The organism is Corynebacterium xerosis NBRC 16721 = ATCC 373 (assembly GCF_001552415.1).
GTDB classification, from domain to species: Bacteria; Actinomycetota; Actinomycetes; order Mycobacteriales; family Mycobacteriaceae; genus Corynebacterium; species Corynebacterium xerosis.
The window spans coordinates 1-14484 of the sequence record NZ_BCRD01000011.1; the positions used below are offsets into that span (position 1 = coordinate 1).

Below are 14484 nucleotides of genomic sequence, written 5' to 3' on the forward strand. Positions count from 1 at the left end.
CCGCCCATGACGACCAGCGGGGTGCCGGCTTCCTTGTAGTTCTGCGCGGCGTCGTAGATGAACGACTGCGGGCCACCCTCCTGGGTGAAGTCGCGGGTGTAGCCGCCGGTCACGCCGTCCAGAAGCTGGTTCTGCAGGCGGATGTTGGCGAACGTGCCGCGGACCATGACCTCGTGGTTGCCGCGACGGGCGCCCAGCGAGTTGTAGTCCTTGCGCTCGACGCCCATGGAGTCGAGGTACTGCGCCGCCGGGGTGCCCGGCTTGATGGAGGACGCGGGGGAGATGTGGTCGGTGGTGACCGAGTCGCCCAGCGCCGCCAGGACGCGGGCGCCCTTGACGTCGGAGACCGGCGACGGCTCCATGTCCATGTCATCGAAGTACGGGGCCTTGCGGATGTAGGAGGACTTGTCGTCCCACTCGAAGGTCTTGCCCTCGGGGGTCGGCAGGTTCTGCCAGCGCTCGTCGCCCGCGAAGACGTCGGCGTAGTCCTCGTCGTACAGCTCGGAGGTGATGCACTCCTCGATGACCGACTCGATCTCCTCGGTGGCCGGCCAGATGTCCTTCAGGAAGACGTCGTTGCCGTCCTGGTCCTTGCCCAGGGACTCGGTCTCGAAGTCGAAGTCCATGGTGCCGGCGATGGCGTAGGCGATGACGAGGATCGGGGACGCCAGGTAGTTCATCTTGACGTCGGGGTTGATGCGACCCTCGAAGTTGCGGTTGCCGGACAGCACGGCGGTGGCGGCGAGGTCGGCCTCGTTGATGCCGGCCGAGATCTCCTCCGGCAGCGGGCCGGAGTTGCCGATGCAGGTGGTGCAGCCGTAGCCGACGAGGTAGAAGCCCATGGCCTCCAGGGCCGGCCAGAGGCCCGCCTTCTCGTAGTAGCCGGTGACGACCTGGGAACCCGGGGCCATCGAGGTCTTGACCCACGGCGCCGACTTCAGGCCCTTGTCCGCGGCGTTGCGGGCCAGCAGGGCCGCGCCGACCATGACGGACGGGTTCGAGGTGTTGGTGCACGACGTGATCGAGGCGATGGAGACCATGCCGTGATCGAGGACCATGTCCTTGCCGTTGTAGTTGACCTTGATCGGGTTCGACGGGCGGCCCGCCGCACCCAGGGCCAGGTTGCGCACCTCGGCGTCGTCGGAGAAGGACAGCTCGGCGCCGCCCTTGCCCGTGTTGCCGCCCTCGGCGACGTAGTCCTGCACGTCGCCGTCGCCGGAGCCGTTGGTGTAGTTGTGCAGGTCCTTGCGGAACTGCTCCTTGGCGGAGGTCAGCTCGATGCGGTCCTGCGGGCGCTTCGGGCCGGCGATCGACGGGACGACCGTCGACAGGTCCAGCTCGAGGTACTCGGAGTACTCGGCCTCCGGGGTGTTCTCGTCCAGCCACATGCCCTGGGCCTTGGCGTAGGCCTCGACCAGCTCGACCGACTCCTCGGAGCGGCCGGTCAGGCGCAGGTACTTGGTGGTCTCGCCGTCGATCGGGAAGATGGCCGCCGTGGAGCCGAACTCCGGGGACATGTTGCCGATGGTGGCGCGGTTGGCCAGGGGCAGCTTGGAGACGCCGGCGCCGTAGAACTCGACGAACTTGCCGACGACGCCGTGCTGGCGCAGCATGTCGGTGATCGTCAGGACGACGTCGGTGGCGGTCACGCCGGTCGGGGTGTCGCCGGTGAGCTTGAAGCCCACGACGCGCGGGATGAGCATGGAGATCGGCTGGCCCAGCATGGCCGCCTCGGCCTCGATGCCGCCGACGCCCCACCCCAGGATGCCCAGGCCGTTCTGCATGGTGGTGTGGGAGTCGGTGCCGACGCAGGTGTCCGGGTAGGCGACGCCGTCGTTGTCGAAGACGGTGCGGGCCAGGTACTCGATGTTGACCTGGTGGACGATGCCAGTTCCCGGGGGGACCACGCGGAAGTTGGAGAACGCGCCCGTGCCCCAGCGGAGGAAGCGGTAACGCTCGTCGTTGCGCTGGTACTCGATCTCGACGTTCTTCTCGAGGGCGTTCTCGTCGCCGAAGGCCTCGATGATGACGGAGTGGTCGATGACCATCTCGGCCGGGTTCAGCGGGTTGACCTTGTCCGGATCGCCGCCGAGGGTCTTCACGGCCTCGCGCATGGTGGCGAGGTCGACGACGCAGGCAACGCCGGTGAAGTCCTGCATGATCACGCGAGCCGGCGTGAACTGGATCTCGATGGACGGCTCAGCCGACGCATCCCAGTTCGCGACCGCGTTGATGTGCTCCTCGGTGATGTTGGCGCCGTCCTCGTTGCGCAGCAGGTTCTCGCCGAGAACCTTGAGGGCGTAAGGAAGCTTCTCCATGCCGGGCACGGCGTCGAGGCGGAAGATGTCGTAGGACTTCTCGCCGACCTCGAGGGTGCTCTTGGCGTTGAAGGAGTTCTTGCTTTCAGTCACAGTCTGCTCCAAATCTTTGCTCGGGTGGTGCGCGCCGCAGGCCCTGCACACGAGTGGGCCCTTGAGGCACTTGGCGCGAACTCGTCACGAAGGGCACCTTTTGCGCATGTGGATCATGCGGTGCGCCGACGGGCCGGCTCGACCTCCCCCGAGAATAACAGTACGGGCGTTCTGTTGCACCCACCCCGACGCGGCGCGCCGGGAGCGGCTGACCCGTTTTACCCCCGGGGAAGGTGCATGATGGGTGGCGCACATCGGGGGACAGTCGACCGGGAGGAACCAGCGGGCAATGAGCGGAAACGAAGGCATGTATCTGGACCAGCTCGACGCGGCCCAGGTCGCCGAGTCCCTTGCGGCCGATCCGATCTTGACCGCCAACGAGGACCTCGAGGCGGTGCTGCGGCCGATCGTCGACTCGGCCGAAGGCCGCGGCGTGGAGGACCTCAAGGTCGTCATCGTCGACCGCGACCCGCAGGGCTTCACCGACCTACGCAACTTCGCGGAAGAGATCGTCGCGGAAAGCGGTGGCACGGTCATCGTCAGATCACCGTTTTCGGTGGGCACCTCGTCGGACGCCGAACCCAGGGCCGCACTGGAGCTGGGGCAATACGAGATGATGGAGGAGCCGAACGAGTACATCGAAGGCTTCGAGGCCTTTGTCGACGAGGTCGGCGGATATTCGGTCCCGTTGTTCGATTACAGCCTGCTGGCCGGTGGCGCGATCGTCGCCGTGTTCGCGGTGCTGGCGGTCGTGTGGTGGATGCGTTCCCACGGCAGGCAACGCCCGGCGGGAGCGGCCGGCGGCGCTGCTCGCAGTTCCGCATCGCCCGCATCCGCATAGTCCGAACCGGGGGATCGCCCCCACCCCCGCGCCCCGCCGGCCTCCGCCGCGCGGGGCGTTATCGCGGTCATGGCCCCGGGAACGGCGGACCACGGTGGACGCACGAAAGACGCACGGGCCATAGGGTAACGATTTCATAAACCTGGCCGAACATATTTAACGGCATATGCCAACTTTGAACTCAACTGCCCAGATCAAGGCATATGGCTTGACCGTCGACAAGGCCAACTACTTGCTTTTCGACGCTCCGCGCAGCTACACGCCCATCTATAACTAATTTGTGATGAACATCATACGTCGGCCAGCCCGTCGCAAAGCGGCAGGCCACCGCCCATAACGAAACGATCACGACAGTTGGGGCCGACGTTTCAATCGTGACTTATGTGTTCCAGGGGGCCGCTGTGTCGTAGCGTGCAGATTGTTACCCGGGGTGCGCTTGTTGCCCTCGGGACATGCATAAGCCGGTGGCTGCGCCGCCCCGCGTGGGCGGCACCGGATTCGGGCAATGGGGAAGTTGCCATCGAATCCGCGCCGTCGGCCCGAACCGCATAGCAAGGAGTCGAAGGTGGCAGTTAGCCGGACGTCTCGGGCCCGCCTCAGGTGGACCCGCCCCATTGCCGGAGCCATGATGGTCGGTCTGCTGGCCACTCACGCACCCGCCGTGTCGGCGCAGCCGACCGGCGGCGACTCGCACTCCGAGTCGTCCGCGGACGGGGTCCTGCAGACCCTCGTCTCCGACGTCACGAAGCACGAGCGCAGGGTTTCCGAACTCGAGCTGAACATGGGCGGGTTGCGCGAAAACGCCAACCGGGCCCACGTCGACCTCGAGACCGCGCGCACCAAGGCCGAACGCGCCCGCGGCGCCGTCGACGACGCCAAGAAGGTCTTCGACGTCACCCGCGACGATCTTCGGGGAGCCCAGGGCACCTTCGACGAAATGGCCCGCGCCGCCATGCGCCAGGGCTACTCCCTCCCGTCCGCGCTCAAGGGCGCACGGGATTCCGCCGAGGTCCTCGATCGCTCGTCGACGCTGCGCCGCGCCGCGGAGAAGCAGGGCCTGGTCGTCGACGGCCTGGACCGCGCCCGCACCGAAGCCGCCAACGCCGAGTCCACCCTGCGCTTGGCCAGGGAGACGGCGGAAAAGGCCGCCGGCGAAGCCGAGCGGCTCCACGGCGAGGCCGACCGCGTCTACCAGGAGGCCGCGCGCCTGCTTGCCGACGAACGCGTCGCCCATGCCGCCGCGGTCATCCAGCGCGACGCCGCACGGGCGGCGCTCGACGCCGCGCGCATCGCGCTCGACGCCTACAACCGTTCGGGCGGTTCCAGCGGCGACGGCCGCAGCGAAAACGAGGTCGTCCGCGACGCCGCCGACGAGGCCCGCGACGAGGCGACCACCGGAGCGAACACCGAGTCGGACTCGGGCACGACCACCGAGTCGGACGAGCGGGCCACCGCTTCCGAACGCCCCGGCACCACCGCTCCGACGACCTCGCCGTCCACCACCGCACCGACGACGACCACTCCGTCGGCCACCGCTCCGTCCACCACGGCTCCGACCACCACGGTCGCCGAGCCCACCGAGTCCGACGACGATGCCGCGGACACGACCACGGAATCCGGCACCGGCGCCACCGGCGAGGACGCCGGGACGTCGGAAAGCGATGCCGACACAACCGACGGCACCGGAACCAACGCGACCACCGTCCAGACCGCGACCCCCGCCAACCCGGAATCGGGCTCGCCGACCGCCGGCGACCGGTCCGCGAAGATCGAGACCGTGATCAGCCGGGCCATGTCGCAGGTCGGCACCCCGTACGCCTGGGGCGGCGGCAACGCCAACGGCCCGACCAAGGGCATCCGCGACGGTGGCAACGCCGACGCGCACGGCGACTACAACAAGGTCGGATTCGACTGCTCCGGACTGACGCTGTACGCCTACGCCGGCATCGGCATCACCCTGCCGCACTACACCGGCTACCAGTACCAGCGCGGCACCCATTACCCGGCGTCGGAGATGCAGCGCGGCGACCTGATCTTCTACGGCCCCAACGGCCATGGGCACGTCGCCATCTACCTGGGCAACGGCCAGATGATCGAGGCCCCGCAGTCCGGTTCCGTCGTCCGCGTCACCGCCGTGCGCTACAGCGGCATGACGCCGAACGTCGTCCGTCTCGTCTAGTCTGCGGGAAGGCGCACCCGCCGCACCCGACCCCAGCCGCAAGGAGACGAGCACGTGACCGAGACCCCGGATCTGCGCAGGGTCCTGTCCGAAATGAGCCAGGTCGTCGTCGGCCAGGAGCACCTGTGCAGGCAGTTGGTCGTGGCCATGCTCTCCGGCGGCCACGTCCTGCTGGAGGGCGTGCCGGGCGTGGCCAAGACGCTGGCCGTGTCGACGTTCGCCACGGTCATCGGCGGCAGCTTCTCGCGCATCCAGTTCACCCCGGATCTGGTGCCCTCCGACATCGTGGGCACCCGCGTGTTCCGGCAGGACACCGGCGAGTTCATCACCGAGCCCGGGCCCGTGATGGCCAACATCGTGCTCGCCGACGAGATCAACCGCGCGCCCGCGAAGGTGCAGTCGGCGCTGCTGGAGGTCATGGCGGAGCACCAGGTGTCCATCGCCGGCGTCTCCCGCCCCGTGCCGGAGCCGTTCCTGGTGCTGGCCACGCAGAACCCCATCGAGAACCAGGGCGTGTACCCGCTGCCGGAGGCGCAGCGCGACCGCTTCCTGTTCAAGGTCGTCGTGGGCTACCCGACGCCGTCGGAGGAGCGCGAGATCGTCTACCGCATGGGGTCGACGCCGCCGTCGGCGCGGCGCATCCTCGATCCGGCGACGGTGCGGGCCCTGCAGCAGAAGACCCGCGAGGTCTTCGTCCACCATTCGCTCATCGATTACGTGGTCGCCGTCATCGAGCTGACGCGCAACCCGGGCCGGGCCAACCTCGACGACGTCGGTCGTTGGCTGGCCTACGGGGCGTCGCCGCGCGCGACGCTGGGCACGGTCACCGCCGCGCGGGCGACGGCGCTGCTCAAAGGCCGCGATTTCGTCACCCCGGAGGACGTCGTCGAGGTGCTTCCCGACGTCCTGCGCCACCGCCTCGTCCTGTCCTACGAGGGGCTCGCCGACGAGATCACCCCGGAGACGATCATCGACCGGGTCCTGGCCCGCGTCCGTCTGCCCGAGGTGGGCCCGGGCGCATGAGCGACGGGGCCCGCACCGCCATCGACCGGGATCTCGACCGCGTGCTCAAGCACCTCGAGCTCACGGTCACGCGCCGTCTCGACGGCCTGCTGCGGGGCTCCTTCGCCTCGGCGTCCACCGGTCCCGGCACCGATCCGGATTCCGCCCGCGAGTACGTCGTCGGCGATGACGTGCGCCGCATGGACTGGTCGGTGACCGCACGCACGGGCGTCGCCCACGTGCGCGATCCCGAGGCGGAACGCGAATTGGAGTCGTGGATCGTCGCGGAGTCGTCGCCCCGCTTGACGACGGGCTCCGGCCCCGTCACCAAGCGCCACTTGCTGGCGGCGGCGACGGCGGCGATCGCTCTGCTCGCGGACAATCCCGGCGACCGCACGGGGCTGATCGCCGATGGCGCGATCATCCCGCCGGGCCAGGGGAGGGCGCATGCGATGCGGTTGATCGCCCATGCCGCACGTCACGTCGGGGGTTCCGGGTTGGCCGCGGATCTGGGGACACTGCCGGCGCGGGCGCCGAGGGCGGGGCTGGTCACCGTGATCTCCGACTTCCTGGGCCCGGTCGATTGGGCCGATGCGCTGCGCGTGATCGGCACCCGCACCGACGTGCTGGCCATCCGGTTGATCGACCCGGCCGACGAAGCGCTTCCCGGCGAGGGGCCGGTGCGGCTGTCCGATCCGGCGACGGGGGAGATCCTGGAGGTCGACGTCGACGACGCGACCCGCGAACGATACGAAAAGGCAGCCGCGGAGCACTCCGCGGCGGTGGCGGAGGCGCTGCGCTCGGCGCGCGCCCGCGTCATCGAGCTGCGCACGGACCGCGACTGGGTGATGGACTTCGCCCGCCAGATGGCGCCGGCGCGGGGAGGTGCCCGATGACGGGAGCATTCGCCCACCCCGGTTGGCTGCTGGCCCTGCTGGTGCCGGTGCTCGCCGCGGCCGCGTACGTGTACGTCGACCGCCGGCGCCGCCGCCGGTCCTTCGCCTTCGGCAACTTCTCCATAGTCGCCGAAGTCTCCGGGCGTGACCGCCCGTGGCTGCGGCACTTGCCGGTGGCCGCGCTGCTCGCGGCGCTGGCCGTGCTGGCCATCGCCTTGGCGGGGCCGATGGCCGAGACGAAGGTCGCGCGCAACCGTGCCACGATCATGCTCGTCGTCGACGTGTCCTTGTCGATGTCCGCGACGGATGTCCAGCCGGACCGCTTGTCCACCGCGAAACAGGCGGGCCGGGAGTTCATCGATTCGCTGCCCGACGACCTCAACGTCGGGCTGGTCACCTTCGCCGGCCGGGCGCAGACGCCGGTGATGCCGACGACCGACCACGCCACCGTCGCCCGCGCCCTGGACGGCGCGATCCTGCAAAGCGCCACGGCCACCGGCGACGCGATCGCCGCGGCGCAGTCGGCGATCCTCCAGTTCGGCGAGCAGATCCAGGGGCCGGAGGGCCCGCCGCCGGCGGCGATCGTGCTGCTGTCCGACGGCAAGCAGACCATCCCCAGCGAGCTCGACGATCCGCGGGGCGCGTACACCGCCGCCGACGAGGCCGCCGAGGTCGGGTTGCCCATTCACACGATCTCCTTCGGCACCCGCGGCGGGTCGATCACCGTCGACGGGCAGGTGCTGCCCGTACCCAACGACGATGAGTCGCTGATGGAGATCGCCCGGCGCACCGAGGGGGAGTTCCACTCTGCGGCCAGCCTCGACGAGTTGCGCGACGTCTACGGCGAACTCACCGACGAGATCGGCTACGAGCTGCGCCGCTCGGAGAACCCGCGCCCGTGGATGGTCGCCGCCTTCGCGCTGCTGCTGGTCTCCGCCGGGGCCTCGCTTTTCCTGGGCCGCCGCGTCCCCTGATCCGGCGTGTGATCCGGCGCCGAACATCAGGGTCCCCTTGCTCGACCGGGAGTGCGATCCGGTTAAGCTGGCCCCCATGACCGACGCCACTGCCGCACGCACCTTCGACGCCATTCTGGTCCTCTCCTTCGGCGGGCCCGAGAAGGAGGAGGACGTCCGTCCCTTCCTGGAGAACGTCACCCGCGGCCGGGGCATCCCGCCGGAGCGCCTCGACGAGGTCGGCGAGCATTACCACCACTTCGGCGGGCGCTCGCCGCTCAACGACCTCAACCGCGAGATCATCGCGAACCTGGAAAAGAAGCTCGCCGACGAGTCCATCGACCTGCCGGTCTACTTCGGCAACCGCAACTGGCATCCGATGGTGGAGGACACCGTCGAGCAGATGTCGCGTGATGGCGTGACCCGTGCGCTGGTGTTCGCCACGTCGGCGTGGGCCGGCTACTCGGGTTGCCGCCAGTACCACGAGGACATTGCCCGGGCGCAGGAGCACCTCGGCGCCGTGGCCGAGCTGAACGGCATCGAGATGGAGAAACTGCGGGGTTTCCACGACCACCCGCTGTTCATCGGCGAGTTCGCCCGCGCGGTCGAGGAATCCCGGGCCAAGCTTCCGGCCGACCGCCGCGACGGCGCGCGCCTGGTGTTCACCGCGCATTCCATCCCGAATTCCGCCGACGACGCGTCCGGACCCGCCTCGCTGGGCGGCAACCTGTACTCGCGCCAGGTCAACGAGGCCGCGGGGCTCATCGCCGAGCAGGTCGGCGCCACCGAGTTCGACGTCGTCTGGCAATCCCGCTCCGGCCCGCCGCAGGTGCCGTGGCTCGAGCCGGACATCGTCGACCACATCGAGGCGATCTTCGCCGAGGGCGCCGACGCCGCCGTGGTGTGCCCGGTCGGATTCATCTCCGATCACATCGAGGTGGTCTGGGACCTCGACTCCGAACTTCAGGACGAGATGGACGCCCACGACATCATCATCGAGCGCGTGGCCACGCCCGGCCCGACCGAGGCGTTCACCGAGATGATCGTGGAGTTGATCCGCGAGCGCACCGACGGCGCCGAGGTTCGCCGCCTGGGCCGCGAGCCGTTGCTGGGGTCGGCCTGCGACGGCAAGCCCTGCGCGATCGACTGCTGCGTCCCGGCCAAGCGCCCGGCGCATGCGGGGCGCCCCGCTTAGTCCGGTCTGCGTCGGCCGCGGGTCACGCCCCGGCGGCGTAGTCGGCCGCCCATTCGCGGACGGCGTGGTCCACCGCCGCGACGCGGGCGGCGCGGATGTCGCGCCACAGGGGGATCAGGTGCGGGTCATGCGCCGCACCGGCGCCCGGCCGCTCGCCGCGGGCGACGGTGTGGATCGCCGCCAGCGTGTCCGCCCGCGCCATCAGCCCGCCGGCGCGGCGGGGCAGCTCATCGGGCAGTTCCGCCAGATCGAAGTGGTCGGTCAGCGTGCCCACCATCAACCGCGGATCGGGTGCCGGGACTCCCGGCTGGCCCAACGCGGACCGACCCGCCCCAGACGCGGCGATGTCCGCGGCGGCCCTGCGCGTGGCGTCGGCGAGCATCAGATCGGCTTCGCCGGGGGACAGGTGCGCCGGCTCCGGCAGACGCCCCTCGACCGTCCACCACCGCCACCGCACACCGCCGCCGACCAGCCGGTCGGGCACGAGGACGTGGCGCCAACCCGGGGTCGCGTCCGCCAGGACGATCGCCGCGCCGGCCCGGGAGGCGGCGTCGTAAAGCTCCGTGCCCGCCGGCAGCAGCGGGGCCTCGCCGGGCCCGGACAGCACCAGGCGCACCGGAGGTTCGGCGTCGCGGGCCCACGCGCCGCCCTCGGTCACGGCGCGGACCAGGCGCAACAGGGCGGCGCGGTCGAGCGGGGCGTCCAGATCCACGACGTCGGGGACCGTCGCGTCGATGAGCTCGGCAGTATGCGGGCCGCCGACGGCGTCGAGCGCGTCGAGCAGGTGGTCGTACGAGACCTGCCCCGTCACCCACGCGCCCAACCACAGGGCGGTGTGCTGGACGGGGGTCCACACCTGATCGACGGCGACGCGCTGCACCGGAGGTCGTTCCATGGGAGGACACCGTAGCCGACGCCGTGGCCTGCCCGGAACGCGGCGCGGCGTCGGCTACCCTGATTCGCCATGAGCTTCCACGACCCCTACGCCTCGCAGGACATCTTCGGCGGAGCCGGCGGCCACGCCCGGCGAAAGGCCATGGTCGCCCCGGAGGTGCCGGCCGACGAGGGGCTCGTCGTGGAGTCCGCGGTCGACGGGTACGTGGGCGCGGTGGTCGGGTTCGAGAAGCTGCAGGACGCCGACTGCGTGAAGCTGGAGGACCGGCGCGGCAAGGTGCGGCTTTTCCGCATGTTGCCCAGCGCGTTCCTCATCGACGGCCGCCGCGTCACGCTGACCCGCCCCGCCCCGAAGAAGGCGGACCCGCGCCTGGACCGCTCGGCGTCGGGTTCGCGCCGCGTCGCCGACGTGCAGGCGAAGGTCGCGCTGCCCAGCCGCATTTGGGTGGAGGGCATCCACGACGCCGCCATCGTCGAGCGAGTGTGGGGCCATGACCTGCGCGTCGAAGGCGTCGTCGTCGAGCACCTGGAGGGCCTGGACAATCTCGCCGAGCGCCTCGCCGAGTTCGGGCCCGGCCCCGGCCGTCGCGTGGGCGTGCTCGCCGACCACCTGGTCGAGGGCTCCAAGGAAACCCGCATGACGCAGCAGGTCGGCCCACATGTGCTGGTCACCGGCCATCCCTACATCGACGTGTGGCAGGCGGTGAAGCCGGCGTCCGTCGGCATCCGCGCCTGGCCGGAAGTGCCCTACGGCGAGGATTGGAAGACCGGCGTGTGCGACCGCCTCGGCTGGGGCGAGCCCCGCGACGGCTGGCGCCGCGTCTACGGTGCGGTCACTTCCTTCCGCGACCTCGAGCCGACGCTGATCGGCGCGGTCGAGCGGCTCGTCGACTTCGTGGTCGAACCCCACCTCGGCTGAGCGCCCCGACCGGACGGGATCCGGCCGGACCAGGGCTTTTCCGCTTGACGACGGCCCACGTCGGCGTCGTCACGCGTGCTTTTCCCCGGATCGGCGATCCGGGGGCTTCTGTAGGCTGGCCACGTGGCTTCGATCATCTGGTTTGGACTGGGCATTCTGCTCGTTTTCCTCGAGTTCCTCATCGGCGACCTGTCGATGCTCATGGTCGCGGGAGGCGCGCTTGCCGCCGCCGGCGTCTCGCTGGCGGACACGCCCCTGTGGGTGGACATCGCCGTTTTCGCCGTGACCAGCATCGGGCTCATCGGGGTGGTGCGGCCGATGCTGCGCCGCAAGATGTTCACCGGCGTCGACTCCGACAGCGTCGAGTCCAATCCCCGGCAGCTCGCCGGCCGCACCGCCTCCGTGGAGGAGGCCATCGACGGCCACGCCGGCATGATCCGGATCGCCGGCGAACTGTGGACGGCGCGCGCTCTGGTGCCCGGCATGTCATTCTCGCCGGGGGACCGGGTCATGGTCGTGAGCATCGACGGCAACACGGCCGTCGTGGACAAGGAGGTGTGAGCCCATGGCGGGATTCATTTTCGCCGCAGTACTCGTCTTGCTCGTTTTGGTGTTGGTGAGCAAGGCGATCATCCTCGTCCCCCAGGGCGAGGCAGCAGTCATCGAACGGCTCGGCCGGTACACCCGGACCTTGTCCGGAGGCCTGGCGTTCGTCATCCCGTTCATCGACCGTGTGCGCGAGAAGGTGGACACCCGTGAACGGATGGTCACCTTCCCGCCGCAGGCCGTGATCACCGAGGACAACTTGACCGTCGCCATCGACACCGTGGTGACGTTCCAGGTCAACGACCCGGCGCGCGCCATCTACGGCGTGGCCGACTACATCTTCGGCATCGAGCAGATCACCACCGCCACGCTGCGCGACGTGGTCGGCGGCCTGACGCTGGAGGAGACCCTGACCTCCCGCGACTACATCAACCGCCGCCTGCGCGGGGAGTTGGACGAGGCCACCGCGAAGTGGGGCCTGCGCATCGCCCGCGTCGAGCTGAAGGCCATCGAGCCGCCGCCGTCGATCCAGCAGTCGATGGAAAAGCAGATGAAGGCCGACCGCGAGAAGCGCGCGATGATCCTCACCGCGGAGGGCACCCGCGAGGCGGACATCAAGACCGCCGAGGGCCGCAAGCAGGCGCAAATTCTCGCCGCCGAGGGCAACAAGCACGCGTCCATCCTCGCCGCCGAGGGCGAGCGGCAGGCCACCATCCTGCGCGCCGAAGGTGACCGCGCGGCCCGTTACCTGCAGGCGCAGGGCGAGGCGCGCGCGATCCAGAAGGTCAATGCCGCGGTGAAGGCGTCGCAGCTGACGCCGGAGCTGCTGGCATGGCAGTACCTGGAGAAGCTGCCGGAGCTGGCCAACAAGGACGGCAACACCGTGTGGATGGTGCCGTCGCAGTTCGGCGACTCGCTGGAGAGCTTCGCCCGCGCCTTCGGCAAGGCCGACGAGGACGGCGTGTTCCGCTACGAGCCGCCGGCCGTCACCGCCGAGGCGAAGGAGGAGGCCGACCGCGACAAGGACGAGGACTGGTTCGACATGTCCTCCAACCCGGAGATCGCACGCGCCGTCGCCGCCGCCAACGAGGTGGCGAATCGTCCGGTGGAGGATCCGGCGTTGGCCGCGCAGTCCAAGCGCAAGTCGGTGGCGGAGGCCGAGAAGGAGTCTCCCATCGCGGGCGAGAACGGATCCGCGCCGTCGGGCCGCCGCCGCGACGAGGACCGCGGGCTTCCCGCCGGCGGTTACGGCGCCGGTCAGCCGGGAGTCGACCAGGCGGGGATCGGACAGGCGGGGGCCGGCCATCCGGACCTCGACCACATCCGGCGCCCCGGCGGGCACCGCGACGAGCCCGGCCATCCCGGTTACCAGTCCGGTCCCGGCGCCGCACCGAACCAGGGCGGCGGCCACCAGGGCGATCGGCACGGCAATCACGGCGGTGCAGGGGAGACCTGGCGCCCGTAACCGGGCGGGACCGCTGGAAGGCGGATTGGCCCAGTCGCACAGACCGGAGACGTTGGCCGAGAGCTGACGCACGAAGGCGGCGATCGATCCTCGAATCGGTTGCCGCCTTCACCTCTTGCCGATTGTTGACATATCATCTATAGTCGCGGTCATGACGAACACCGACGACACCAGCAACGCGAAGAACCCGCACGACACCCCGGGCGTCTACGTGGACAAAGGCAAGGACTTCAACCGCGACATGCGCTACATCACCACGCGCATCACGGTCGAGGGGGAAGACGGTTACGAGGTCGAGCCGAACCGCTACCGCCTCATCGCGGCGCAGGCGTGCCCGTGGGCCAATCGCGCGATCATCGTGCGCCGACTGCTCGGCCTGGAGGACGTCATCTCGATGGGCCTCGCCGGCCCGGTGCACGACCCGCGTTCGTGGACCTTCGACCTCGACCCCGACGGCGTCGATCCGGTGCTGGGCATCGAGCGCCTGCAGGAGGCGTACTTCAAGCGCCAGGCGGATTACCCGCGCGGCATCACGGTGCCGGCGATGGTCGACGAGCGCGACGGCGCGGTGGTCACCAACGACTTCGACCAGATCACGCGCGATTTCGCGTCGCAGTGGAAGGAGTTCCACCGCGAGGGCGCGCCGAACCTCTGGCCCGAAGAGCATGCCGAAGAGATGGAGTCCGTGATGAAGCGGGTCTTCACCGAGGTCAACAACGGCGTGTACCGCTGCGGTTTCGCCGGTTCGCAGGAGCCCTACGACGCCGCCTACGACCGCCTCTGGACCGCGCTCGACTGGCTCGAAGAGCGTCTGGCCGACCGCCGCTACCTCATGGGCGACACGATCACGGAGGCCGACGTCCGCCTGTTCACGACGCTGGTGCGTTTCGACGCCGTGTACCACGGCCACTTCAAGGCCAATCGCCAGAAGCTCTCCGAGATGCCCGTGCTGTGGGCGTACGCCCGCGACCTGTACCAGACGCCGGGCTTCGGCGAGACGGTCGACTTCGAGCAGATCAAGGCCCACTACTACGTGGTCCACAAGGACATCAATCCGACGCAGATCATCCCGAAGGGCCCGTCGGAGGACGTGTGGCTGACCCAGCACGGCCGCGAATCCCTGGGCGGCCGCCCCTTCGGCGATGGCACCGCACCGGACCCGAAGCGCCCGCTGAAGTAGTCG

General features: G+C 69.7%; 12 protein-coding genes. 10 read left to right on the plus strand and 2 right to left on the minus strand.

Annotation, left to right across the window (positions count from 1 at the left end; all coding sequences use genetic code 11):
* The coding region (gene acnA / locus CX1_RS11720; protein ID WP_060925722.1) for an aconitate hydratase AcnA at positions 1-2411 on the minus strand (2411 nt) is incomplete at its 3' end.
* Positions 2412-2700: 289 nt separating this feature from the next.
* On the opposite strand from acnA, the gene CX1_RS11725 reads away from it, so the two are divergent.
* The 6 genes from CX1_RS11725 to CX1_RS11750 all read left to right on the plus strand — a co-directional run bounded on the left by CX1_RS11725 (position 2701) and on the right by CX1_RS11750 (position 9477).
* Positions 2701-3252 carry an Rv1476 family membrane protein gene (locus CX1_RS11725; protein ID WP_060925723.1) on the plus strand — a complete coding sequence of 184 codons (552 nt, stop codon included), beginning with the start codon at positions 2701-2703 and terminating at the stop codon, positions 3250-3252.
* Between the two features lie 565 nt (positions 3253-3817).
* On the plus strand, positions 3818-5431 hold the full coding sequence (locus CX1_RS11730; RefSeq protein ID WP_371440289.1) for an NlpC/P60 family protein: 1614 nt from the start codon (positions 3818-3820) through the stop codon (positions 5429-5431).
* A 93-nt stretch (positions 5432-5524) separates the two neighbouring features.
* A complete protein-coding gene (locus CX1_RS11735; protein WP_046650537.1) occupies positions 5525-6454 on the plus strand; it encodes an AAA family ATPase in 930 nt (309 codons plus the stop codon).
* Complete coding sequence (locus tag CX1_RS11740; RefSeq protein WP_046650532.1) at positions 6451-7329, plus strand: DUF58 domain-containing protein; 879 nt, start codon at positions 6451-6453, stop codon at positions 7327-7329. Before CX1_RS11735 ends, CX1_RS11740 begins: the two co-directional genes overlap by 4 nt.
* Positions 7326-8303 (plus strand): VWA domain-containing protein, encoded by a 978-nt coding sequence (locus CX1_RS11745; RefSeq protein WP_046650533.1) that lies wholly within the window; start codon positions 7326-7328, stop codon positions 8301-8303. Before CX1_RS11740 ends, CX1_RS11745 begins: the two co-directional genes overlap by 4 nt.
* Before the next feature lie 76 nt (positions 8304-8379).
* A complete protein-coding gene (locus CX1_RS11750) occupies positions 8380-9477 on the plus strand; it encodes a ferrochelatase (protein WP_046650534.1) in 1098 nt (365 codons plus the stop codon).
* A 22-nt stretch (positions 9478-9499) separates the two neighbouring features.
* On the opposite strand, the gene CX1_RS11755 is transcribed toward CX1_RS11750, so the two are convergent.
* A complete protein-coding gene (locus CX1_RS11755) occupies positions 9500-10372 on the minus strand; it encodes an Rv1486c family protein (protein ID WP_255217664.1) in 873 nt (290 codons plus the stop codon).
* A 69-nt stretch (positions 10373-10441) separates the two neighbouring features.
* Between CX1_RS11755 and CX1_RS11760 the strand changes: the two genes are divergently transcribed.
* The 4 genes from CX1_RS11760 to CX1_RS11775 all read left to right on the plus strand — a co-directional run bounded on the left by CX1_RS11760 (position 10442) and on the right by CX1_RS11775 (position 14481).
* On the plus strand, positions 10442-11290 hold the full coding sequence (locus CX1_RS11760) for a DUF3097 domain-containing protein (protein ID WP_046651489.1): 849 nt from the start codon (positions 10442-10444) through the stop codon (positions 11288-11290).
* Between the two features lie 123 nt (positions 11291-11413).
* Positions 11414-11851, plus strand: a complete 438-nt coding sequence (locus CX1_RS11765; RefSeq protein WP_046651490.1) for an NfeD family protein — start codon at positions 11414-11416, stop codon at positions 11849-11851.
* A gap of 4 nt (positions 11852-11855) precedes the next feature.
* Positions 11856-13301 carry an SPFH domain-containing protein gene (locus tag CX1_RS11770; RefSeq protein ID WP_240941419.1) on the plus strand — a complete coding sequence of 482 codons (1446 nt, stop codon included), beginning with the start codon at positions 11856-11858 and terminating at the stop codon, positions 13299-13301.
* 151 nt (positions 13302-13452) lie between these two features.
* Complete coding sequence (locus tag CX1_RS11775; RefSeq protein WP_060925725.1) at positions 13453-14481, plus strand: glutathione S-transferase family protein; 1029 nt, start codon at positions 13453-13455, stop codon at positions 14479-14481.
* The last annotated feature ends 3 nt before the right edge of the window (positions 14482-14484 follow it).

Bases quoted from the DNA above. Each gene is read 5' to 3' on its own strand.
- CX1_RS11725 (WP_060925723.1), top strand. From the start codon at position 2,701: ATGAGCGGAAACGAAGGCATGTATCTGGACCAGCTCGACGCGGCCCAG.
- CX1_RS11735 (WP_046650537.1), top strand. From the start codon at position 5,525: ATGAGCCAGGTCGTCGTCGGCCAGGAGCACCTGTGCAGGCAGTTGGTC.
- CX1_RS11740 (WP_046650532.1), top strand. From the start codon at position 6,451: ATGAGCGACGGGGCCCGCACCGCCATCGACCGGGATCTCGACCGCGTG.
- CX1_RS11745 (WP_046650533.1), top strand. From the start codon at position 7,326: ATGACGGGAGCATTCGCCCACCCCGGTTGGCTGCTGGCCCTGCTGGTG.
- CX1_RS11750 (WP_046650534.1), top strand. From the start codon at position 8,380: ATGACCGACGCCACTGCCGCACGCACCTTCGACGCCATTCTGGTCCTC.
- CX1_RS11755 (WP_255217664.1), bottom strand. From the start codon at position 10,372: ATGGAACGACCTCCGGTGCAGCGCGTCGCCGTCGATCAGGTGTGGACC.
- CX1_RS11760 (WP_046651489.1), top strand. From the start codon at position 10,442: ATGAGCTTCCACGACCCCTACGCCTCGCAGGACATCTTCGGCGGAGCC.
- CX1_RS11770 (WP_240941419.1), top strand. From the start codon at position 11,856: ATGGCGGGATTCATTTTCGCCGCAGTACTCGTCTTGCTCGTTTTGGTG.
- CX1_RS11775 (WP_060925725.1), top strand. From the start codon at position 13,453: ATGACGAACACCGACGACACCAGCAACGCGAAGAACCCGCACGACACC.